The sequence below is a fragment of the Bacillus sp. EB106-07-01-XG149 genome, from assembly GCF_058791555.1.
On record NZ_JBYTDP010000001.1, the window covers coordinates 995,551 to 1,016,166 of the forward strand.

Genomic DNA, 20,616 nt, shown 5'->3' on the forward strand with positions numbered 1-20,616 from the left:
TCCTCCGTTATCTGTCCCCGTTCCGCCTCCTGGGTTTCCTCCGTTATCTGTTCCCGTTCCGCCTCCTGGGTTTCCTCCGTTATCTGTTCCCGTTCCGCCTCCTGGGTTTCCTCCGTTATCTGTCCCCGTTCCGCCTCCTGGGTTTCCTCCGTTATCTGTTCCCGTTCCGCCTCCTGGGTTTCCTCCATTATCTGTTCCCGTTCCGCCTCCTGGGTTTCCTTCGGTGTTATTATTACTCTGTTCTGTCTTTTGAATGATAGGCTTGTTAACAGTGTTTACTAGCGGCATTATTCCATACTGCGTTTTATTAACTACATTTTCTACCTTGCTGTTATCTGTTTTTGTTCCTTCATTTTCTTTATTTGGTTCTTCTTTTTTAGGTTCTTCTTTTCCAGTACTAGTTTCTTTTTCGTAATTACCATTCAATTTCCATTCCCATGTTACAGGAGAGAAAACATCTATATTGATACTTGGATCTATTAGCTTCACATGAAGACTAATTTTCAAATCTCCCTCATTACGTGCTGATATTGCAACTGCTCCGTTTTGCAAGAATTCACTTGTACGGTCCACACCATCAATTAATAGTGAATCTGTACTTCCATATAACTCAAAGCCACTAGGAATACTTATATTCATAGTTTGTGAAGAATCCATTCGAATTACTTTCGCTGTATCACTGAATATAATCCCATCTTTAGACAAACTTGCTTTTACTTCTTTAATTGAATTCCCTAAAGATATTTTATTTACTGGTTCATAATTAAAATTATTTTCTTTATTATATTTATTCGTAAATTGGATTACGTTTTTCAGTTGTACTTTCGTTACATCAGGCAAATCACTTTGAACGATTTCTTCCATGTTCATACTAGGCAACTTTGTAATTAAATTTTCAATTTGTTGCTTGATACGAATATCTGGTTGTTTCATTAACGAATTTATAACTACTTCGTGTTGTCCATCATTTGATATAGACTTTTGTAATCGTTTAAGGATTGTCGCTTGCATGTCACTTTCTAATTTCTCTGCAAGTTCTGTATCATATTCTGACACTTGTTTTTTTACATCCGTTAAATATTTTTGTATTGTTGAAGCATCAGCTAAAATATTAGGATCTTTCTCTGAAAGTGTAAACTGATTTGCGATAATTTTATTCGCAGATTCTAATGCGCTTAACTGCTTTAAAACATCGCCTGAATTCATATCACTCATATACTGATTAAATTGATTTGTAAAATTATTCGCTAACAGATTATTATCAGTTTGTATTTTTTGAAAGTTATTAAATCCTTCTAAATACGTATTATTAGATTTATTCCCTTCATCTAATGCTTGTCCAAACCCTTTTAAAACATCTTGGAATCCTTTAAAACTATTAACAGAAATACCAGTGTAATCTTGTACCGTTTTAAATTGGTTTGTATAATTTGCCAACGGGCTATGTACATCTTTTTTATACATAGTCGTTTGATTGGTCCCTTTTTCAATTATTTTACCTATATTATCTTGTGCACCTTGCAACTTACCGATAACACTTGCAAAATAAACGTCGATGATTTGCTTATTAAAATCTTCTAAAATAGCAGAAGCTGTATTTTCTGCCTCAGCTTTCAAATCTTTATTCCCAGTTGCATTTACTTTGTAATTTAAAGTTAATTTCTCTGGAAGTTCTGAATCAATTGCAACAGCCTTTCTAGAAAAATCGTTAGGTATTACAATCATCATATTGTAATTATTATTTTTCAAACCACTTTCTGCTACACCACGACTTACTACGTACCATTCTTGTTTCGTATTTTTATTTACATTTTTAACAAATTGATCTCCAAACGCTATTTTATTACCTTCAAATACAGTACCTTGATCTTCATTTACCAATGCAACTGTCATTTTTTGCGTAGTATTCTCATTTGCTTTCTTAACATTTTGATTTAACGCTAAATAGGAGACCCCTGTTGATAACACAAGAGCTAAAATAATAAACAACAAGATGCTCCACTTGAACTTTTTCACTACCTATCACTCCTGCGACTGCGAGTCTTTTAAGTTAAAGACTTCGTATCTTACTCTAATTTTAAAGTAATTTAGCCATACAACGTATGGTTGCATGGCTAAATTATATAGTTCTTTTTATCTGTCTTATTGTAGACCGAAATTACGAGAAAGATCTTCGTCATGTCTTGCAACAGCTTCTGCAGTTTTATTAAGCTGCATATTAATTTCTTGTAATAACTCTGCGAAGTTTTGTACTTTTGGCTTTAATTGATTGAACTGTTGATCAAAACCTTCGAAAGCACGACCTTCCCATTCTCCTCTTAATTCATTTTGTAAGTTTTGTAGTTGACGTAAAATGTCCTCAATTTGATTTGCACCTTGTCCATATCGAGTCGCTTTCGATTTAAGCTCCTCTGGTGACATGCGAATTTGTCCTGCCATGAATAAATCCCCCTTAAAATTTAAAAATAGTAAAATTAACCAATAATCAATTCTACAAATTGATTATATCAATAATTTAAAAATTTCTAAACAAAAAAATGATATTTTTCCAAAATTTCTCTTTTACTATAATAACACTATATTATATAATATTAATTCAGTGTTTTTAGGCATACTCTATAAATCAACTATAAATTTAAAGAAAACCTTTTATTATATATATATCTTTAAGGACTTTTCCATTTTAAATTCCAGCAATAAAGTGCTCACTAAATCACTATTTTCCCTTCTCCACTGACTGTTCATTCTCACCAATCAAATTTTTAAACATATTGGGCTATTCCAGCTCTAAAAGCTTTCTTGTCATTATTAATCACCCCAAATAACGCTTCCTGAAGCGCAAATGTACTTTTATAAAAATACATTCGTTCCTTTACTGCTTCTAAATTAGGGTAATAGGCTGCAAATAGTTGTAAAAACTCCTCTCCATAACTAGCTAATATCCCTGCAAAATCATAAGCAGGATCCCCAATGCTCGCACCACCAAAATCTATGACTCCTGAAATATCCTTTTTTGTTGCACTATATAAAATGTTTGTCATGCCAAAATCCCCATGAACGAGACTCGGTGTAAAATTAAAATGACTCTCTTCATTTAAATACGTTTCAAAAGATAATGAAACTTCTTTTTTTGCCTCTTCTCTCATGTATGGATAAACATAATCTTTTAATTGACTATATAAACTATTTATTTCTAAATACATATCAGCACTATCATATTGCATAATACCTTCAAATATAGATAACGGAATTTCGTGCAACTCTTTTAAAAATCCCGCCAATGTGCACGCAAGTTTCTGTAATTGTTTTTCTTCATTTATTCCCGTAAAGATATTTTTCCAAAACGGGTCCCCTTCAATCATTTCATATCCTGCAAATACTTTCCCTGGTACTTCATCTTGAAACCCTTGATAACTCGGGTTGGGAATTTGAAGCGTAATGAAGGGTCTTATTTTCTCTAGCAACTGCGTTTCTATTCGCAGTTTCTGAATACCTTTTTCATATTTCGGGAAACGAAATACTATATTTTTATTTACAATTAATACATCATTATTTTGGCCTATTTCATTTATATAAGCGGATCTTATTTTTAATTCAGGACATACTCTTTGTAAATACGAAATATACTCATTTTCTTTTCTCATTCTTTCCCTCCTCCCGTTCAAGCCTATTGTTCTCACTTCAAAGTCATAATTACCTGTCTTTCAACAAAACCAAGCTCTTCGTACATCTCTTTCGCAAAATTTCCAGCAAATACATTCAAACGAATTTCTGAATAATTTTTTTGTAATTCCTTAATACCAGCCCCCATTAACTTTCTTGACAACCCTTTTCCGCGGTACTCTGGAAAAACATACAATTCGTATATAAACCCTAGTTTTTTGTGAGAAAAATAGTCCGTATTTTCCCCTATTAATATCCACCCCATTACATTGTTTTCTTTTTTAACGACTAAATAATATGCTCCCTTTTCTACAATCGGCCTTGTAATTTCAATTGCTTTCTCTGTACTTAACTGACAATTTCCCCTCGTTCCTTCAAAAAGCGATTGAGCTGCATATTGTATTATTTCGTCCGTTTCTTCCCGATTCGCCTTTTCTATCATTTTTCACAACTCTCCTCTTTAATAGGCATTAATATTGCTCGTTCAAGTTCCTCCGACTCAATCACAATTGCCATCAATCCCTGTTCCGTACTCGTTTCATGAGAGTCGTCCTTCTCCCAAAACACAGCTTGTCCCGCTTCCACCTTCACTTTTTCTTTATCTGCTCCGCATACATATCCTTCTCCGTCCACAATAAGAAGCAGCTGTGATGCAACTGCTTCATGATATCCAATTATTCCATTCTCTCGTAAATGCATAGCACCGATATGTACATTTCCTTGATGGTTTAATATTTTTGACATTATGAAATTAGATTGAAATGCTGAGATTTTCTTTCCCACTTTTTCACTAAAATCAAAAATTTTCATTACTAATCCTCCCTATACGTATAAAACCATCCTTACTGTCTGCATCATATGTCCTTCAAAATCTTCTTCAAATTCCTCTAATTGTGCAAAACCTTTCGCTTCATAAAAACGTTTTCCTTTTTCATTCGCTGCTTCTACATGAATGTATAGTTTCCGAATTCCTTTTAATTCCGTTAACCCTTTTTGTAATAAAGCACTTCCTACCCCTTTCCCTTGCTGATCTGGTAACAAATAAATCGCTCCTAATTCTGCTTCGTTTTGCAGTCTAACAGGCGAGAAATTCGCAAAGCCAATTACTTCTCCCTCGTCTTCCGCAACGAATAAATGTGTATTTTCAAGACGATATTTCATTTTTTCATCAGAATAGGCCTCGTCTAAAAATCTGTCTTGAATCTCTCTCGGAATAATTCTTTCGTATGTATCATGCCAAGCTATTTTCGCTACGGATTGTACAGCGTGAATATCTTCTTGCTTCATTTCTCTAATTACATATGTCATCTCGTTGTCTCCATTCTTTATAAATTATATTCTGCTAATATACTAGAAGAAATGGCAGAACCATTTTCATAATTCACTTTAATTAATTTTAATTTCTCAATTGAAGCTGTTGCATAATCAAATTTTTCATATATATATTCCATTACACTTAAAAACTGATTTGCATGTAACCTATTTGCAATCGTGCAATGCGGAACCCATTTTCCTGGCACGTAATATGAATTTAAATTATCATGAAAAATTTTAAAATAATCATGATAAAAATGATGAAACCTTATCAATTCATCTGTAATGGTCGGTGCTAGAAAGATTGTTCCGTTAGTAGGAAAAATTCCAACAGAAGGAAAAATTACCTCAGCCATATTCGCTTGAACAGCTACAAACTCCTCTAGTTTCTTAGTATACAAGTTAACATCTAACTCATTGTAATCAGCTAATGTAATATGAGGTTCTACTCCTGCTAATTGATTTGTGCCAATGATATTTGTTATTTCATTTTGTAATTCTATAATTTTATTAGTAAACACACGATCAAATGTAGCAATAATAGCGTACATACTTCCTTACCCCTTCGTTACATATAACGCTTCCCATTCTTCACGAATCATTCCCATTCGAATAGAATCATAGTACGTCCCGTTATAATAACGACATTTTCGCATCCTACCTTCTAAGCTCATTCCTATTTTCTCCGCTACTTTCATCATTCGTTCATTGCCAGACCAAGTCGTGATTCCTACTCTGCCAATCTCCATCTTTTCAAATAGTAAATCTCGATATAACGTTAACGCCTCTGTACCATAACCACCATTCCAGTAATTTGGATTATAAATAACAAGCCCCATCTCTAACCAACGCGTCGGTTTATATTCCCAATAAAACCCGATTGTCCCTATAATTTGACCGTTATTTTCTATAATTAAATTGGATAGAGGTTCTTCTTTTAAACGAGTTTTCATCTTCTCTTTATAAGACGAGTATTCTTGCATTGAAAACGGAAAATACGGTGCATCCCATTTTTTCCATTTTGGATTTTCTTCTTTAAATACGAGATCCCATAATGTTTTTATATCTGATTCTTCAATTGCACGAATTGTAACTTTATCCCCTTTTACTCTTACGTTTTGCATAATTTCCTCCTACACTCCTCTTTATTTCATATATAATTATAATATTTTTTCAGAAAAATCAAAACAAATATCCTTTATTATATTGTATAATTTTGTTATAAGATACCAATTATTCATGTGGAAAGCTGGTGATTCAATGAATAATCGATTTAGTATTACTTTATTTCTCACTATTATTACAACAAATATTATTCTCTATTTCTTCTTACCATTACGTATTGTTACAAAATGGGACTTCAATGGAACGCCTACATCAACAATGGATAAAAGCACTTTTGTTATCGTAAATATAATTATATGTACCTTCTTATTCTTTTTATTTTTAGCTTTATCTAAAGCAGCGAGTAACCAGAAATTTCTCCTTTGGATTGGCAACACAATTTTACTATTTTTATTTTTTGTCGATATTGTCATTGCTCTCATCGCTCTTGGCTTCACTCTTCCTCTTGATCATTTAATATTTTTAGCATTAGGGCTTTTATTTATATTAATAGGCTATTTCAGTTCCAAAATTAATACGAGTAAATCAACGGTTTCATTGGAATGGAATGATAAACACCTTGAAAAAAGAGCTTCAAATATTTGTAGTATTTCAATGATAATAGCAGGTATTTTCCTAGCCGGGCTTCCATTTATCGTTCCTGTTCCGTATAGAGGTTATGCTATAATCGTAATTATTTTAGGAATGACGCTTGCCATTTTACCGAGTACGATTTACTTACTTATGAAAGACAGCAAGCAATCTACTCATTTAAAAAGGTAATAAAAAAATAGGAGGCTCCATACCTCCTATTTCATCTTTTCTATCTCAACTAAAATACCTTTCTCTATCCAGCCTTCTACTCCGTCTCTTTTAATTAAATCATATCCTGAGCAGCTATTATCAATGAGAGACACAATGTCCCCTTTTCTTACACTTATTTGTGCACAAGAAATATCGGTTTTCACTGTGTATTCACCTGAATTAAGTTGCCTAATATATTCATTTTTCACAGAGAGTAATTTATTCGTTTCTCTTTGCTTACATACCGTATAATCTTTCATCTTCTCTATAGGATCTATGTAATAATACGGATATGTCACCCCGCCCTGCATTGATGTGTTCGCATTAAAATCCGCTATCACTTCAAACTCTGGAAAATAGTCTACATATGTATAAGAAAACGTATCACCTGCTCTTGTCCTTTGAATGATAAATGCGTTTAATTGTCCTGCTTCTTTAATCGCATTTCCACCGTCAATTGCAATAATCTTTTTCTCCTCATCAATAACTGGATTGTTAGACGGTGCCTTGTCTGAATAGTTTACAACAGGCCAATGACCGACAACTACATACTTATTTGCTCTATGTGATTTATTGAAAAACTCTGGCATTGCTATCGCATTTTTGCGCACTGTTTCTTTCCAATCTTCTTTATCATCAAGGCCAGCATGTACAAAAATATAATCTTCTGTTTCAATCGCTGTTGGTAATTCTGTTAGCCACTTTATTTCTTTTGAAAAATGCCACATCAATATGTTTTTCACTTCACAAATATCACTTTCTTCATTAACGGTAACACTCAATTCCGCTAGCCACTCATTAAAAATTGTATTCTTTCGCGTACATAAATAATTTATTAGCGCGGGATTTTCATTCACAAGTGCTTCAACTACAACTTCACAATTCCCTTCAATTACATAAACGTTTGGCTTGCTAACTACTAGATCCATCACATAGTTTACGACGCCAATGCTATTTCTTCCTTTCTCACAAAGATCACCATTAATAATTAAATAATCCTCATCTTTAAAATTAACTTTATGTAGTAGTTCATTAAAAAGATTTAATTCTCCATGAATATCAGAAATAATGATGACTCTTCCATCATTTGGTATAGATAATTTCTTTATTTTTTCCAAGTATAAACGCTCCTAACATTCTCCAAATTCAATATTCCCTTGTTATTTTCTAATATTCGACAAATTATATTACTGGACCTGTTGCTAGCTCAAATCCAGAAAAGAAAATAGGTTCCATATATTTTTAAACATGGAACCTACTTAATATTATAGCTCTTTATAAAAAGAATAGCTTACCTTATCATAGCCCTCTCTTTCATAAAAACGATGTGCATCCATTCTTGGAAACGCAGATGTAAGAACGATAGAGCTGCACCCTTTTTCTTTCCCCCATTTTTCTACATATGACAGCAGAACTTTACCATATCCTTTTGATCTGTGTGCTTCCGCAGTTACAAGATCATATACGAAAACATGTTTCTCATTATAAAAATTCGTACAAATCGCTACACCAGCTAGACTAACTGCTTCATGCTCTTCATTACGTAGCGAAAATAGTTTATAATTCTCTTCTTTCATTTTTTGAAACAAAGAACTTGCTTCTTCTCTTGAAAGTTTCGTTCGTAACTGCTGTAATACGGGAAATACATCATGTAAATCCGCTTCTGTTACTACTTCTCTAATATTCATTTTGATTCTCCCCTTACTATTTATAAAATTTTCTAAATGTTATATCATCATTATAGAAAGCCACTGCCCTTAGCTTAAGTGACAGTTTTATTCTTTTTTATAAGGCCAGTATGAAAAGGAGCGTCCACGAATGGATCTGACTATCCCATTAGTATTACAAAGTAAAACACCCCTTTACTTACAAATTTATGAATATATGAAACGAGAAATCTCTCATGGGTCACTATGTGCCGGTACACGCCTTCCTTCTCACAGAAATTTAGCAGTACAACTTAATGTGAGCCGTATTACAGTGGAATCCGCTTATCAACAATTACTAGCTGAAGGGTATGTAGAAAGCAAACCGAAACGTGGGATTTTTGTTGCAGAAGTTGATATTGATGTCATTCAAAAGAAACAGCAAATTGCGTCAAACAGTGCTAACAATAAAAAAGACGAACAATATGATTATGATTGTAGTCAAGGACTTATTGATCAAAAAGCTTTTCCAATAACAAACTGGAAAAGAGCAATACACGAAACTTTATTTCAGTATGAAAATGAATTATTTGCTAAGGAAGATCCACAAGGTGAGCTCGTTCTACGAGAACATATTTCAAAGTATTTATATCATGCTCGCGGGGTACATTCTTCACCTGATCAAATTATTATTGGAGCAGGTACGCAGCCTCTTCTTTGGCTACTACTTCAACTACTTGGTTCAAAAAAGGAATTCGGAATCGAAAACCCTGGATTTCACCGTATTCCTGCTATGATTCAAAGTTCTGGTCTTACCGTTCACCCCATCCCTTTAGATAATAAAGGGATTCATATTTCCGCTTTACGTGAATCGGGTTGTAATGTAGCGTATGTCACTCCATCTCACCAATTTCCACTTGGAATCATTATGCCGTTATCTAGAAGACTCGAGTTATTAAAATGGGCGAATGATTGTAAGGGCTATATTATTGAAGATGATTACGACGGGGAATTCCGTTATATAGGAAAACCTATTCCTTCTTTACAAGGACTAGATGCAAATGAACGCGTTATTTATATGGGAACTTTCTCGAAATCTTTTTTACCTTCTTTACGAATGGGATATATTGTTTTACCACCTCATCTGTTAAGAGCCTATGAAGAGCTTGGTGGTATGTTTAAACAAACAGTTTCTACGCTGCAACAACTTACCTTTGCCACCTTTATTCAAAATGGTGATTGGGAACGTCATATTAACCGCAGTCGGACGTTATATAAAAGAAAACATATTTCTTTAATTAAATCTATTACAAACGAGATGGGAAATAACGTTCATATACTCGGTGAACAATCCGGACTTCATATTGTACTTCACGTTCATAACGGAATGAATGAACAAGAACTTATTCATGCAGCCGCAAAAGAACGTATTAAGTTATACCCTCTCTCCACATACGATTCGGTTCATAATGTAATGGATGAGTCGTATGTATTGCTCGGTTTTGGCAGTATTCCAGAGGATTGTATCGAAACTGTAGTTCAATTACTGAAAAAGGCCTGGTTCCCTAAATAAGAATAGCTCCACGTAAGTTATACTTACGTGGAGCTATTTTCATTCACTATTTTTCTGATCTCGCTGCCCTTCCCGGACGTTTGACACCAGTTGTTTCTGTTGAATAGGAAGCTTCAATGATAGCAGTTGGATCTACAGAGAGAACGAGATCTTTCATTTTTGGATAAATGAAACGGTTTGTAATACAATAAATGATTCTCTTATGTTCTCCTAAAAAACCACCTTCTCCATGTAGATACGTAACGGATAATTGCAATTCTTTCATAAGCAGATCGCCTATTTCTTTATTTTTACCAGAAATAATCATGACGCTCTTTCCTTGATTAATACCATCTAATATGAAATCAATCATCTTCGTAACAATATAGAAAATTGCTAATGAGAACATCGCTTGTTCGATTGAAAATAAAATCGCTACAAATGTGAAAATAACTGCATTTACAGCAAGTAAAAATGTACTAATCGGTACTTTAAAGTGTTTGTTCATCCAAACCGCTAACATTTCTGATCCATCTATTGCTCCACCCATTTTAACAACAATCCCAACGCCTATTCCAAACAGTACGCCACCATAAAGTACAATTAATAATTCAGAAGTTGTAATCGCCGGAAATGGTTTTAAATAGATTAATCCGAGTGTTGTAACTACATTTGCATAAGATGTACGGATGAAGAACTTCTTCCCCATTACTTTTGCGGTAAATAGCAGGATAGGAATATTAAGTCCTAAAAACACTCCGTAAAGCGGTAATCCAGCAACTTTATTTGCCATAATAGCAATGGCCGTTACCCCGCCATCTACTAAGCCATTAGGTGCTAAAATAAGCTCTAATGAACCCGCTACAATAATCGATCCAATTGTTAATAATACGTATTCAAATACTCTTTTCATTCATTACCCCCAAAACTTATGTATTTTCTTAGTATTATTTTAACGTAATTTTACTACTGATTCAAAGATATGAGTTTATATACACAAAAGTTTCACCTTTACAGTGATTTTTTATGTAATTTATTTATAGAAACACACTTACATATTACAGTAAGTGTGCTCCAAACATTTATTTAAGTTTTGAGTATGAATTCATTTTCATTTTTAATATTTCATCAACTGCCCTATTATACCCACCAGCATTTCGAAGTGACTCTCCAACTTTACGACTATTTTCTTTAAACGTTACATCATCCATTACTTTCTCTACAGTCTCACGTAACAATTCAGAACTTAATTCTTTACGATTAATCCTTATTCCAGCCCCTACTTCAGTCACTCGTTGCGCAACTAAAGGCTGATCTCCTGTTACAGGAATTACAACTAACGGGACACCGTAATATAGTGCTTCACTCGAACTATTCATACCACCATGTGTCACGAATACATCAGCATGCTGTAATATTTCTAATTGCGGTACGTAATTATACAACTTAAAGTTATTCGGAATGTTTTCAAATTGATTTATATTTATCCTCTTACCAACTACTAATACGACTGTCGCTTCTACATCTTTAAACGCTTCAAAACATTTTTCATATAGTTCAGGTTGTTCATTAAAAACTGTTCCCATAGAAATGAAAATCAATTTTTCATCTTTTAAATCCTCCATAGAAAAGCTGTCTACTTCTTTTCGAGTAGCAATTGATGGGCCGACAAACTTATACGATTCATCGAATACATCTGAACGCGGCTGGTATTCTTTTGAAGTATATACGATAGTAATATCACCAGGATGATTCATAATATCATACATACTATTACATTTCATTCCATACTGCCTATTCCATTTTTCCATTCCCGCTAAACAAGATTGATATAATGGATTCGTTTCATCTACTTGTCTTGATTCTTGTTCATCATTAAAAGTAATGTACTGATTAAAAGCAAATGTTGTACAAGAAGAAACGCTAGGTAATTTTAAAACATTGGCTATAATACGTCCTACGGGAAAATGATTATCGTATATCAAGTAATCGTACTTTTCTCCTTTTGTTTCTTCTACAATTTGAGTCACAATACGCTCTGATGCCTCAATCATATGAGATAGCATCGTCAAAGGACTCCCACCTTCATTTACTCGTTCCATAATATTAATTTGAGAGAGGAAATTCTCAAACACTCGGAATTCTGCACCTGTTGCTTCAATCTTCTTTCTATAATCTTCAATACAATACGAAACAACTGTCTCCCCTCGCCGAATTAACTCACTTACAATAGCTAAAGTCGGATTTATATGACCTTCTCCAGGGAAATTTATTACGAGTACATTTGCCATCATATTCTCTCCTATCTAATATTATTAATAATTAATTATATTAATTAATTTAAAACTATTATAAAGGAATCTATTCTATTTCTTCACATTTTTCTCTTCATTTTATTATTGAGAAATATTTTTCATAACCAACATTATAATTCTTATAAAAGAGCGCTTAACTCTTCATTTACTGAAAATAAGAGATTTACATTCGGGTGTTTTTACAGATTTATCATCAGAAATATTATTTTGATAATTCATACAAAAGTAGAAAAATATAATTTTCACACTGATTTCTCACTATAAATTTATTTAAGTTCTATGTTGTCCCTATCATTATCCACTTGGAACATATTCTGTTATATAATGAATTTATAGAATTTACAGAAAAAGGAGCGTTTTTATGCTACAACAACTATTCACTTCACCTATTTTATCTGTCCAAACTTTACACCCAGGTTATGAAGACCATGCAAGCGATGTGTTTCTTGTTAAAACAGCAGCTGAAGAAGTTATTGTTCGTTCCTCAAAAATAACGGAAGAGCCAAACAATGATTTTTGGTGGGGATGTAAAAACCTATTTGGAATTGACCCAAGGAACGTACATCATTTAGAAGCTGTACATACATTGTTGCAAGCACATACTAATCTTCCTATCCCCGCAATATTAGAAAAACATATTTTAAATGGTCGTGAGTTCGTTGTAGCCGAAAAGTTAGTAGGTAACACAGTTCAATCTTTTATCGGGCAACCAGATTCTATTTTATTCAATCTAGGAAAAGGGCTTGCAGAAATACATAAATTTAAAACCGATTACATAGGAAATGTACCAGGCTCATTTCAAGTTACACTAGATGAATTCCAATCACACATTTTGAATGTGAGTAAAGAGATTGTGAATATGTTTTATTCCGATAATGAAAGCATACAAAATGCATTTCCTACTTTTGAATCACAACTTTCTTCCTTACCAGCACCAAAGGAATCAACGCTCGTTTTAATTGATATGGACCCTACTCAGTTTTTATCAGATGGTACAACTATTACGGGATTAGTAGATACAGAAGCCTACGCAGTTGCTCCCCGGGAGTTTGATTTTATCGGCTTAGAATATATATTTACTGAAAAAGAGGCTCATGCTTTTAAACAAGGTTACGAAACCATTATGCCCATTCCCCGTCTTGAAGAATGTAGACATCCCTATCGATATTTGTACCGATTATTATCTGTTCAGGGCAGCGTGGAGTTAGAAAAGTGGCTAAGTCATCCAGTCTATTTTTAAATACGAATGAGAGGGATTATGAAATGAATATTGAACAAAAGAAATCTTTAACAGCAAATGCAATTCAGCAAATGAAAGATTTAGCTCATATTTGCGGGGAATACGATCAAATTGATTATTCGTCAAATTTACATATAAACTTTTTAACTGCTCGTACTAATGAAGAGATAAATGATTTTCTACTTTATGACGATACTCAATTAATCGGTTCATTAAGTATGTATGACTTTGAAAGACCAACAAAACTGGAGTTAATAGGGTTTGTTCATCCGAACTATAGGAAACAACATATAGGCACTACTCTTTTACAAGCTGCAATAAAAGAAATACGAATAAGAGAGGCAGATGAAGCTCTTCTTATTACGAATGGAGATTCTATTTCCGGGAAAGAATTTGCAAAACATATGAAGTTACCTTATTTATATAGTGAATATAGTATGGAGTTCAAAGCAAAAGAAGTTCAAAAAACACCAAAGAATACTATACAGTTCCCTCTTGCCTCTTCAGAATCACTTCTTGATCTTATTGAAATTTCCAGTAAAGCTTTTGGAGATTCAGCAGAAAATACCGCTATATGGTTACAAAAAATGATGAATTCACCTTCTCATCAAGTTTACAGTGCTCTTATCAACGAAAAATTGATAGGAACGATTACAGTTTCTGAGCAAGAACAATCTACTACACTATCAGGATTCGCCGTTCATCCTTCTTATCAAGGTAAAGGATATGGTAAAGATATTCTTAGTTATATGGTACATACCCTTATTACAAAAGGAATTTCAACAATTGAATTGGACGTCGAAACGAAAAATAACCACGCTTTAAAGCTATATACACAATGTGGTTTTGAAATAAAAACGAAGCATGACTATTATAATGTAATGAATTTTGAGGAGAATACATATGTTTAAAAAACCAATTTATTCTAATTATAATATTTTTGCAGACATCTATAATAAACATTGGGGACATTTTGCTGAACACTCCTATCCAGCCTATCATAAATTCGTTTTACAAGACGCTCCTCCCCACTCCCGTATATTAGATCTTTGCTGCGGGACTGGTCATCTTACTAGGAAACTACTTGATCATAATTTTATAGTAACTGGTATAGACGGTTCTGCAAAAATGATCGAACACGCACTTCACAATGCGCCAGATGCATCCTTTATCGTCGGCGATGCACGCTTTTTTAAAGTAGATGAGCCTTTCCACTATGTCATCTCAGCAGGTGATAGTTTAAATCATATACTGACATTAGATGAGCTCAAAGATACTTTTCATCATGTTTATTTAGCATTATATGATGGAGGTACTTTTGCATTTGATATGAATATGGAGAAAGGTTTTCTTGAAAAATGGATTGCTTCATTTCATATTTCAGCGGAAGAATATGTATGTACGATTGATTCTACATATGATAACGAAAATAAAAAAGCAGAAATGAACTTTATACTATTTCAACATGATATAGATAATAATTGGAAAAGAAGTGACTTTACTTTTGAAGAAGCTTGTTATTCCAATGAAGAAATAATATCTTTGTTGAAATCCGTTGGTTTTAAGAATATTCAACTACACGGTACAAATAGAGCATTTTTCATTTGTCAAAAATAAAAAAACTGAATCATATCGATTCAGTTTTTTCTTAGTATATTTACGAAAGCAGTCGTTTCATTATTTTCTTTATAAACTCGCGGGATTCTTCTGTCTAACATACATGTAACTTCATAGTTAATTGTACCTAACATATCCGCTACTTCTTCTACCGCAATTTCTTCTTCGCCTTGTTTACCGTAGAATACTACTTCGTCCCCAACTTGTACTGGCATTGCTTTTGAAACGTCTAACATGAGCTGATCCATACAAACACGGCCAATAACAGGTACTCGAACTCCATTTATTAATGCATGCCCTTTATTAGATAACTGACGATTATAGCCATCAGCATAACCAATCGGTACAGTTGCAATCCATTCTTCACCAGTCGTTACATACGTATTCCCATAACTTACACCGCGATTCTTCTTCGCATGTTTAATATGAGCTACTTTTGATTTTAACGACAACGCAGGCTGTAAAGAAACGACTGCATGATCTACCTCTTTTGAAGGATACATTCCATATATTCCAATACCTACACGGACCATATTTTGAAATGTATTGCTAAGCTCCATTGAACCTGCACTATTTGAACTATGAATATATGGAATATGAATTCCTAATTCTTTTGCTGTATTGACAGCTTTCTCAAATAAACTTGTTTGCATATTCGTATATGATTTATCAATTTCATCTGCCGTAGAGTAATGTGTAAACATTCCTACTACCTCTACATACTCCATACGGTTTAATTCTTCTAAAAATGGTTTAACCTCTTCTTCTTGTAAACCGATACGACTCATTCCTGTATCAATTTTCACCTGAATTTGCGCTTTCTTTTGAAGACGGTTTGCGATTTCATTTATACCTTGTAAATCTTCACTTCTATAAACAGTCATCATAACGTCATATTGAATTGCCTCTTCCGCAGCTGCTACTGATGTATAACCTAAAATTAAAATCGGCACGTTAATTCCTGCTTCTCTTAACTCTATCGCTTCATCTACAAATGCAACTGCAAGCTGATTTATTCCTACTTCAATAGCAGCTTTCGCAACTTCAACCGCCCCGTGGCCATACCCATTTGCTTTTACAGCAGCCATCATTGCAATATTTTCATCATTCACACGCTTTTTAAATTCTTTTACATTATGTTTTACTGCATTTAAGTCAACTTCAATAATTGTATCTCTTCCATATTTCAAACTCATTGGTCTAACTCCTAACTCAATAATTGCATTCCATTCTATTTCACGTTTCATATGACCTTTTACAATATAATACTTTTCAATATGCTAGTCAAACTACTAGAATTTTCGGAATTTTGAGTATGATATAATACTCTTAAGAAACTATTATATACGGAGAAGAGGAGAATTACAATGTTTGTACAATCTGCATTGCATCAACTACAAGTTGCTGTTGATACTTCTATTCAAATGCTTAACCAATATAATGAAGATAGTTTAAAAATACAACCAATTCACTCGAAGCGATCTTTATTTGAAATGTGTGCACATCTTTCTCTGATTTGCCATGCGGATTTACTCATTTTAAATGGTAGTACGGATAAAGAGTTACGTACTTTTTATTTAGAATATACACCGGAAACAATTGCCCATATGCAACAAATAATGATTGAAGGATACAATCTTCTCTCTAAAACATTTCTTTCCTATTCCCAAGAAGAATTAGCAGAAGTTATGACTGCCTATTGGGGTGTTTCTTATTCTCGGTTTGAATGGTTACTTGAAATTCTCTCACATTTTTATCATCATCGTGGGCAAGTTCATATTTTATTGTGCGAGCATATGAAAGATCCTCGCATTCCTTTATTTGAGTGATTTTCCACTCATTCATTATCCAATTTACATATCATCAAATACACGTTCATTATTAATAAATAGAGAAGCAATAAATCCAATAAAAAGTAACATTCCTAATAAAATAAACGTTTGAGTATAACTTCCTATTTTCATAAGATAAATAGAAATGAGGGGTCCTATACTAGTACCTAAAAATAAAACAAAGGTATAGATAGAAACTGCTATTCCCCTTGCTTTCCCTCCCAATTGGCCGACAAGAGCAACTAAAGACGGAACGGATATAGCAATACCTATTACAAAACAGACACTCATTATGACTAGAAGGGGCAGATACGAAACAAAGCCCATTGCACTTAGACTAAAAATAGCGACCAGCAATCCACCTTGAAGAACTTTCCTTACTTCGAACCTCTTCGTTAAACGACCCGCAATTGGTGATAGAATCATACCAAATAACCCCGCTAAGCGAAAATAAAGGATTTGTTCTGCAGTTAAATTATAAGTAGGAGAGCTCAAATAATTCCCTAAAACAGTATACATATTAACAAAAGCCATCAATAAAACAAACGCAATCATATAACTCAATACTAAGCTTTTATGTGTAAAGACTTTGCCCATCTGCTTAATCGGTCCCAAAATATCAGTATAGGATTGAGATATCTCCCCTTTCGGAAGAGAATATTGAATCCATACAGCAGTAATCATATAGACCACGCTAAGAAGAAAGAACACCATATGCCATCCAAAATGTTGACTAACAACCGTACTTATTACCTGACCTACAATTCCAGCTACTAAAAAACCGGTACTAACAAATCCTATTGTTGTAACCTTTTTTTCTACTGGAAACATTTCTACAACATAAGCTAACGCTACCGGAGAAAATGTTGCTGCTGCAATACCCTGTAAGCCCCTAAAAATAACAAGCCACAATATACTATCCACAAACCCTAAGGAAAACGAAATAATCGACAGAGCAAGTAATCCAATGAAGATCACTTTTTTTCGCCCATATTTATCAGAGGTTGCCCCAAATAACAAGCAACCTATAGCAAATCCAACAGAAAATATACTGCCTGTAGCTGCAGATTGTGCTAGTGAAACATTAAAAAGATCTGAAAATAGTGCAATTAAAGGGATTGTTACATATAAGCTAGACATAACTACCATACCCGACCAACATAATACAACGGTCATTATTGTGTAATTCTTTTCACTATTTATTTCCTTTCCTATTTCCATCATAATATCTCTCCCTTATTACAATTTTTTTATCAATTTAAAACCTCTAAAGTGCGCAAAATGGTATTTCTTTAACTGCTGCTTATTTTAATTACATCGTAAAAAGTATGACTGCCTCAAAAGTTAGTCAAACATATAATAAGGTAAGCTAATTATATTCCCAAATAAATAAGTTGATCCTCATAATCAACTTATTTACCTACCTTCTCCTAATTTCACCTGCATATTTATTTGTATTTTATTTAATAGCTTCTCTAAAACTTGACGCTCTTCTTGATTAAAGTCGTCAACTAACGAAGCGCAAGATAACCAAAAAGTTGGTAAAGATTGCGTTACTAATTCTTTTCCTTTCGAAGTAATTTTCACTTTTAACCTTCTTCGATCTTCAGAATGATGAAATCTTACGATTAACTCTCGTTTCTCCATCCAATCTAATAAGCCAGTGACAGAAGCACGTGTTATCCCTAATCGACTCGCAATATCCGAAGGACTCATGTTCACTTCTTCCCCATTTGATTCCATTTCACGCAAAATAAACAACAGTAAAAAATCTAATTTACTTTCCGATATACCAAGTGGAGCTAAATCTACGTCAACAGCATCAAGAACATTATCAGACGTCCATAACATTAACAAACCAAGTTTTGCTGCGATTGGATCCGTATCCGCTGATGCTGTCTTTTTTATTAACTCTGTATACGGCCCAATCCCTAAAGGAAGAGAATCATTTTTTGAACCCATTTATCTTCACTCTCCTTTCCTTTTAATTAATTAGCTTACCTAACTACTTTTTCATTATACTCACATTTTTACTTTTATTGCAAGAATATTGTTAAACAAAAAATCCTGTCATGAAAACAGGATTTTTCAAACTGACTAGCTATTATCTTTAAATAATACGAAACTCCTTTAAGGCAAAGGAAATACCACCTTCACTTGCCTTCTTTGTAACGAAATCAGCTTTTGTTTTTAGTACTTCTCCGCCATTCCCCATCGCAATTCCTAATCCTACATATTGCAACATCTCAATATCGTTTCCACCATCACCAAAAGCAATTGCTTCTGATTTACAAATGTTTAAGTGATCCAATACTTTTTGAATTGCGGTGAGCTTCGATACTTTATTATCTTCCAATACATTTATGACATAACCATGAAAACGGTCGAATGTAAGCATTGGGTATTTTTCAATAAATTTTTGAGATTCTATTTCATCCGCATACAGACATAAACAATAGATCTCTTCAGACAAATCCTTGCTTTTTTCAGGGTACTCCCCTAAATTTAACGTCTCGCTAAGTGCTTGCATTACACGCTCATTATCTGAGGCTATTCCGTTCATTGTAAAACCCTCAGTAAAATAAGAAACGCCGTGACCATGTAATTCTGCAAACTCTGAGATATCATGAACGATTTCACTGGAAAGTACTGATTTATGTATAACTGATTCCTCACACTTAATATGTGCACCATTTGCAGAAATAAACGTATTTATGCCTAGTTCCTTAAATTGCGAACATAAGCTATATGGTCTCCCTGTTGTAACAACTACGTGAATTCCTTTATCTATTAATCTTTGTATCGCTTCTTTTGTACTTTCGTGCATACTTCTATCAATCTCACTTAAAAGCGTACCGTCAACATCAAAAAACACTACTTTGTACACGGGTCTTTACATCCCGTCCAAATGATTCGTATCATTAATGAAATGCACCGTTTTTTGTTCGCCATCAATTTCAATTAAGCTTATTCCCGTATCTCCCATTTTAAAATAATAGTCCATTGAAATGGGCATTTTGAAAAACGCACGTAATAGACTATTTATTACACCACCGTGTGCAACGATTGCTATCCGTTCATAAGTATTCTCCGTCACGATTTTAGAAAAGATTCCTTCTATTCTCATTCTAAATTCAATAAATGATTCCCCATTTTCAAAACGGTCATGAAGAAACTTTGGCTCTGGATATTTCTTTGCTTCTTCAAAAGATAAGCCTGCTTGCACTCCGTTATTAAACTCCATTAATTCCTCTTCTAGTTGAATTGGGCATCCAATTCCTTCAGCTAACGTTTCACCAGTTTCACGAGCACGCTTTAATGTACTTGCCCAAATGAAATCTGGTGGAAAATCTGCTTTCACTTTCTGTACAAGCCTTTGCACTTGCTGTCTTCCCTTTTCTGTTAATTCAAAGTCAGCTCGTCCTTCATGTACATGTAAAATATCTGCTTCGGATTCACCGTGACGTATTAATAATATTTGCACTTGTTTCCCACTCCCTTGTTTAATATCCACAAAATTCTATTATAT

At 33.7% G+C, this 20,616-nt stretch carries 23 protein-coding genes; 6 read left to right on the plus strand and 17 right to left on the minus strand.

Translation table 11 applies throughout. The annotated features are described in order from the left end of the window. From esaA to AC3WTA_RS05085, 8 genes are all read right to left on the minus strand, one after another. Positions 1 to 2,016, minus strand: a 2,016-nt coding sequence (gene esaA / locus AC3WTA_RS05050; protein ID WP_492332835.1) for a type VII secretion protein EsaA, incomplete at its 3' end; no start/stop codon positions are given. A 126-nt stretch (positions 2,017 to 2,142) separates the two neighbouring features. Beyond that, on the minus strand, positions 2,143 to 2,439 hold the full coding sequence (locus AC3WTA_RS05055; protein WP_000918598.1) for a WXG100 family type VII secretion target: 297 nt from the start codon (positions 2,437 to 2,439) through the stop codon (positions 2,143 to 2,145). A gap of 323 nt (positions 2,440 to 2,762) precedes the next feature. Then, on the minus strand, positions 2,763 to 3,644 hold the full coding sequence (locus AC3WTA_RS05060) for a phosphotransferase family protein (protein ID WP_492332836.1): 882 nt from the start codon (positions 3,642 to 3,644) through the stop codon (positions 2,763 to 2,765). 32 nt (positions 3,645 to 3,676) lie between these two features. Next, entirely contained in the window at positions 3,677 to 4,105 is a 429-nt protein-coding gene (locus AC3WTA_RS05065; RefSeq protein WP_000570281.1) for a GNAT family N-acetyltransferase, read from the minus strand. Next, the gene (locus AC3WTA_RS05070; RefSeq protein ID WP_000688084.1) at positions 4,102 to 4,473 is read right to left on the minus strand and encodes a hypothetical protein; all 372 of its coding nucleotides are present in this window, start codon (positions 4,471 to 4,473) and stop codon (positions 4,102 to 4,104) included. The genes AC3WTA_RS05065 and AC3WTA_RS05070 overlap by 4 nt, the downstream gene beginning before the upstream one ends. Before the next feature lie 12 nt (positions 4,474 to 4,485). Beyond that, entirely contained in the window at positions 4,486 to 4,971 is a 486-nt protein-coding gene (locus tag AC3WTA_RS05075) for a GNAT family N-acetyltransferase (RefSeq protein WP_000222829.1), read from the minus strand. Positions 4,972 to 4,988: 17 nt separating this feature from the next. Further along, positions 4,989 to 5,528: a 2'-5' RNA ligase family protein gene (locus AC3WTA_RS05080; RefSeq protein ID WP_000270867.1), complete on the minus strand. Its 540-nt coding sequence runs from the start codon at positions 5,526 to 5,528 to the stop codon at positions 4,989 to 4,991. 6 nt (positions 5,529 to 5,534) lie between these two features. Continuing rightward, positions 5,535 to 6,101, minus strand: coding sequence for a GNAT family N-acetyltransferase (locus tag AC3WTA_RS05085; protein ID WP_492332837.1), 567 nt, complete (start codon positions 6,099 to 6,101; stop codon positions 5,535 to 5,537). Positions 6,102 to 6,237: 136 nt separating this feature from the next. Between AC3WTA_RS05085 and AC3WTA_RS05090 the strand changes: the two genes are divergently transcribed. After that, positions 6,238 to 6,864 carry a DUF1648 domain-containing protein gene (locus tag AC3WTA_RS05090; protein ID WP_033657809.1) on the plus strand — a complete coding sequence of 209 codons (627 nt, stop codon included), beginning with the start codon at positions 6,238 to 6,240 and terminating at the stop codon, positions 6,862 to 6,864. A gap of 26 nt (positions 6,865 to 6,890) precedes the next feature. Here AC3WTA_RS05090 and AC3WTA_RS05095 read toward each other — a convergent pair whose 3' ends face one another. Then, complete coding sequence (locus tag AC3WTA_RS05095) at positions 6,891 to 8,003, minus strand: metallophosphoesterase (RefSeq protein ID WP_492332838.1); 1,113 nt, start codon at positions 8,001 to 8,003, stop codon at positions 6,891 to 6,893. A gap of 147 nt (positions 8,004 to 8,150) precedes the next feature. Beyond that, entirely contained in the window at positions 8,151 to 8,573 is a 423-nt protein-coding gene (locus AC3WTA_RS05100) for a GNAT family N-acetyltransferase (RefSeq protein WP_001026086.1), read from the minus strand. Positions 8,574 to 8,703: 130 nt separating this feature from the next. Here AC3WTA_RS05100 and pdxR point away from each other — a divergent pair, with 130 nt between their 5' ends. After that, positions 8,704 to 10,104: a MocR-like pyridoxine biosynthesis transcription factor PdxR gene (pdxR, locus tag AC3WTA_RS05105; RefSeq protein WP_000366306.1), complete on the plus strand. Its 1,401-nt coding sequence runs from the start codon at positions 8,704 to 8,706 to the stop codon at positions 10,102 to 10,104. 46 nt (positions 10,105 to 10,150) lie between these two features. Here the strand turns inward: pdxR and AC3WTA_RS05110 are convergent, their stop codons facing one another. Both AC3WTA_RS05110 and AC3WTA_RS05115 read right to left on the minus strand, forming a co-directional pair. Next, complete coding sequence (locus AC3WTA_RS05110; protein ID WP_000831975.1) at positions 10,151 to 10,996, minus strand: YitT family protein; 846 nt, start codon at positions 10,994 to 10,996, stop codon at positions 10,151 to 10,153. 169 nt (positions 10,997 to 11,165) lie between these two features. Continuing rightward, a complete protein-coding gene (locus AC3WTA_RS05115) occupies positions 11,166 to 12,374 on the minus strand; it encodes a macrolide family glycosyltransferase (protein WP_000024483.1) in 1,209 nt (402 codons plus the stop codon). A gap of 385 nt (positions 12,375 to 12,759) precedes the next feature. Between AC3WTA_RS05115 and AC3WTA_RS05120 the strand changes: the two genes are divergently transcribed. The 3 genes from AC3WTA_RS05120 to AC3WTA_RS05130 are packed head-to-tail and all read left to right on the plus strand — an operon-like array spanning position 12,760 to position 15,255. Beyond that, the gene (locus tag AC3WTA_RS05120) at positions 12,760 to 13,638 is read left to right on the plus strand and encodes a hypothetical protein (RefSeq protein ID WP_000941389.1); all 879 of its coding nucleotides are present in this window, start codon (positions 12,760 to 12,762) and stop codon (positions 13,636 to 13,638) included. 23 nt (positions 13,639 to 13,661) lie between these two features. Continuing rightward, positions 13,662 to 14,549, plus strand: a complete 888-nt coding sequence (locus AC3WTA_RS05125) for a GNAT family N-acetyltransferase (protein ID WP_001019657.1) — start codon at positions 13,662 to 13,664, stop codon at positions 14,547 to 14,549. Then, positions 14,542 to 15,255: a class I SAM-dependent methyltransferase gene (locus AC3WTA_RS05130; RefSeq protein ID WP_000474000.1), complete on the plus strand. Its 714-nt coding sequence runs from the start codon at positions 14,542 to 14,544 to the stop codon at positions 15,253 to 15,255. The genes AC3WTA_RS05125 and AC3WTA_RS05130 overlap by 8 nt, the downstream gene beginning before the upstream one ends. Before the next feature lie 20 nt (positions 15,256 to 15,275). Here AC3WTA_RS05130 and alr read toward each other — a convergent pair whose 3' ends face one another. After that, positions 15,276 to 16,451 carry an alanine racemase gene (alr, locus tag AC3WTA_RS05135; RefSeq protein ID WP_002096683.1) on the minus strand — a complete coding sequence of 392 codons (1,176 nt, stop codon included), beginning with the start codon at positions 16,449 to 16,451 and terminating at the stop codon, positions 15,276 to 15,278. 171 nt (positions 16,452 to 16,622) lie between these two features. Here alr and AC3WTA_RS05140 point away from each other — a divergent pair, with 171 nt between their 5' ends. Continuing rightward, on the plus strand, positions 16,623 to 17,084 hold the full coding sequence (locus tag AC3WTA_RS05140; RefSeq protein ID WP_000498023.1) for a DinB family protein: 462 nt from the start codon (positions 16,623 to 16,625) through the stop codon (positions 17,082 to 17,084). A gap of 24 nt (positions 17,085 to 17,108) precedes the next feature. Here the strand turns inward: AC3WTA_RS05140 and AC3WTA_RS05145 are convergent, their stop codons facing one another. From AC3WTA_RS05145 to AC3WTA_RS05160, 4 genes are all read right to left on the minus strand, one after another. Next, entirely contained in the window at positions 17,109 to 18,308 is a 1,200-nt protein-coding gene (locus AC3WTA_RS05145) for an MFS transporter (protein WP_033657810.1), read from the minus strand. A gap of 195 nt (positions 18,309 to 18,503) precedes the next feature. Next, positions 18,504 to 19,049: a MarR family winged helix-turn-helix transcriptional regulator gene (locus AC3WTA_RS05150; protein WP_000534967.1), complete on the minus strand. Its 546-nt coding sequence runs from the start codon at positions 19,047 to 19,049 to the stop codon at positions 18,504 to 18,506. Between the two features lie 148 nt (positions 19,050 to 19,197). Further along, positions 19,198 to 19,974 (minus strand): Cof-type HAD-IIB family hydrolase, encoded by a 777-nt coding sequence (locus AC3WTA_RS05155; protein WP_000278953.1) that lies wholly within the window; start codon positions 19,972 to 19,974, stop codon positions 19,198 to 19,200. A 6-nt stretch (positions 19,975 to 19,980) separates the two neighbouring features. Next, complete coding sequence (locus AC3WTA_RS05160) at positions 19,981 to 20,571, minus strand: histidine phosphatase family protein (protein WP_001166451.1); 591 nt, start codon at positions 20,569 to 20,571, stop codon at positions 19,981 to 19,983. Positions 20,572 to 20,616 lie beyond the last annotated feature (45 nt).

Coding starts and splice junctions, on each gene's coding strand:
- AC3WTA_RS05055 (WP_000918598.1), bottom strand. CDS start 2,439: ATGGCAGGACAAATTCGCATGTCACCAGAGGAGCTTAAATCGAAAGCG.
- AC3WTA_RS05060 (WP_492332836.1), bottom strand. CDS start 3,644: ATGAGAAAAGAAAATGAGTATATTTCGTATTTACAAAGAGTATGTCCT.
- AC3WTA_RS05065 (WP_000570281.1), bottom strand. CDS start 4,105: ATGATAGAAAAGGCGAATCGGGAAGAAACGGACGAAATAATACAATAT.
- AC3WTA_RS05070 (WP_000688084.1), bottom strand. CDS start 4,473: ATGAAAATTTTTGATTTTAGTGAAAAAGTGGGAAAGAAAATCTCAGCA.
- AC3WTA_RS05075 (WP_000222829.1), bottom strand. CDS start 4,971: ATGACATATGTAATTAGAGAAATGAAGCAAGAAGATATTCACGCTGTA.
- AC3WTA_RS05080 (WP_000270867.1), bottom strand. CDS start 5,528: ATGTACGCTATTATTGCTACATTTGATCGTGTGTTTACTAATAAAATT.
- AC3WTA_RS05085 (WP_492332837.1), bottom strand. CDS start 6,101: ATGCAAAACGTAAGAGTAAAAGGGGATAAAGTTACAATTCGTGCAATT.
- AC3WTA_RS05090 (WP_033657809.1), top strand. CDS start 6,238: ATGAATAATCGATTTAGTATTACTTTATTTCTCACTATTATTACAACA.
- AC3WTA_RS05100 (WP_001026086.1), bottom strand. CDS start 8,573: ATGAATATTAGAGAAGTAGTAACAGAAGCGGATTTACATGATGTATTT.
- pdxR (WP_000366306.1), top strand. CDS start 8,704: ATGGATCTGACTATCCCATTAGTATTACAAAGTAAAACACCCCTTTAC.
- AC3WTA_RS05110 (WP_000831975.1), bottom strand. CDS start 10,996: ATGAAAAGAGTATTTGAATACGTATTATTAACAATTGGATCGATTATT.
- AC3WTA_RS05115 (WP_000024483.1), bottom strand. CDS start 12,374: ATGGCAAATGTACTCGTAATAAATTTCCCTGGAGAAGGTCATATAAAT.
- AC3WTA_RS05120 (WP_000941389.1), top strand. CDS start 12,760: ATGCTACAACAACTATTCACTTCACCTATTTTATCTGTCCAAACTTTA.
- AC3WTA_RS05125 (WP_001019657.1), top strand. CDS start 13,662: ATGAATATTGAACAAAAGAAATCTTTAACAGCAAATGCAATTCAGCAA.
- AC3WTA_RS05130 (WP_000474000.1), top strand. CDS start 14,542: ATGTTTAAAAAACCAATTTATTCTAATTATAATATTTTTGCAGACATC.
- alr (WP_002096683.1), bottom strand. CDS start 16,451: ATGAGTTTGAAATATGGAAGAGATACAATTATTGAAGTTGACTTAAAT.
- AC3WTA_RS05140 (WP_000498023.1), top strand. CDS start 16,623: ATGTTTGTACAATCTGCATTGCATCAACTACAAGTTGCTGTTGATACT.
- AC3WTA_RS05145 (WP_033657810.1), bottom strand. CDS start 18,308: ATGGAAATAGGAAAGGAAATAAATAGTGAAAAGAATTACACAATAATG.
- AC3WTA_RS05150 (WP_000534967.1), bottom strand. CDS start 19,049: ATGGGTTCAAAAAATGATTCTCTTCCTTTAGGGATTGGGCCGTATACA.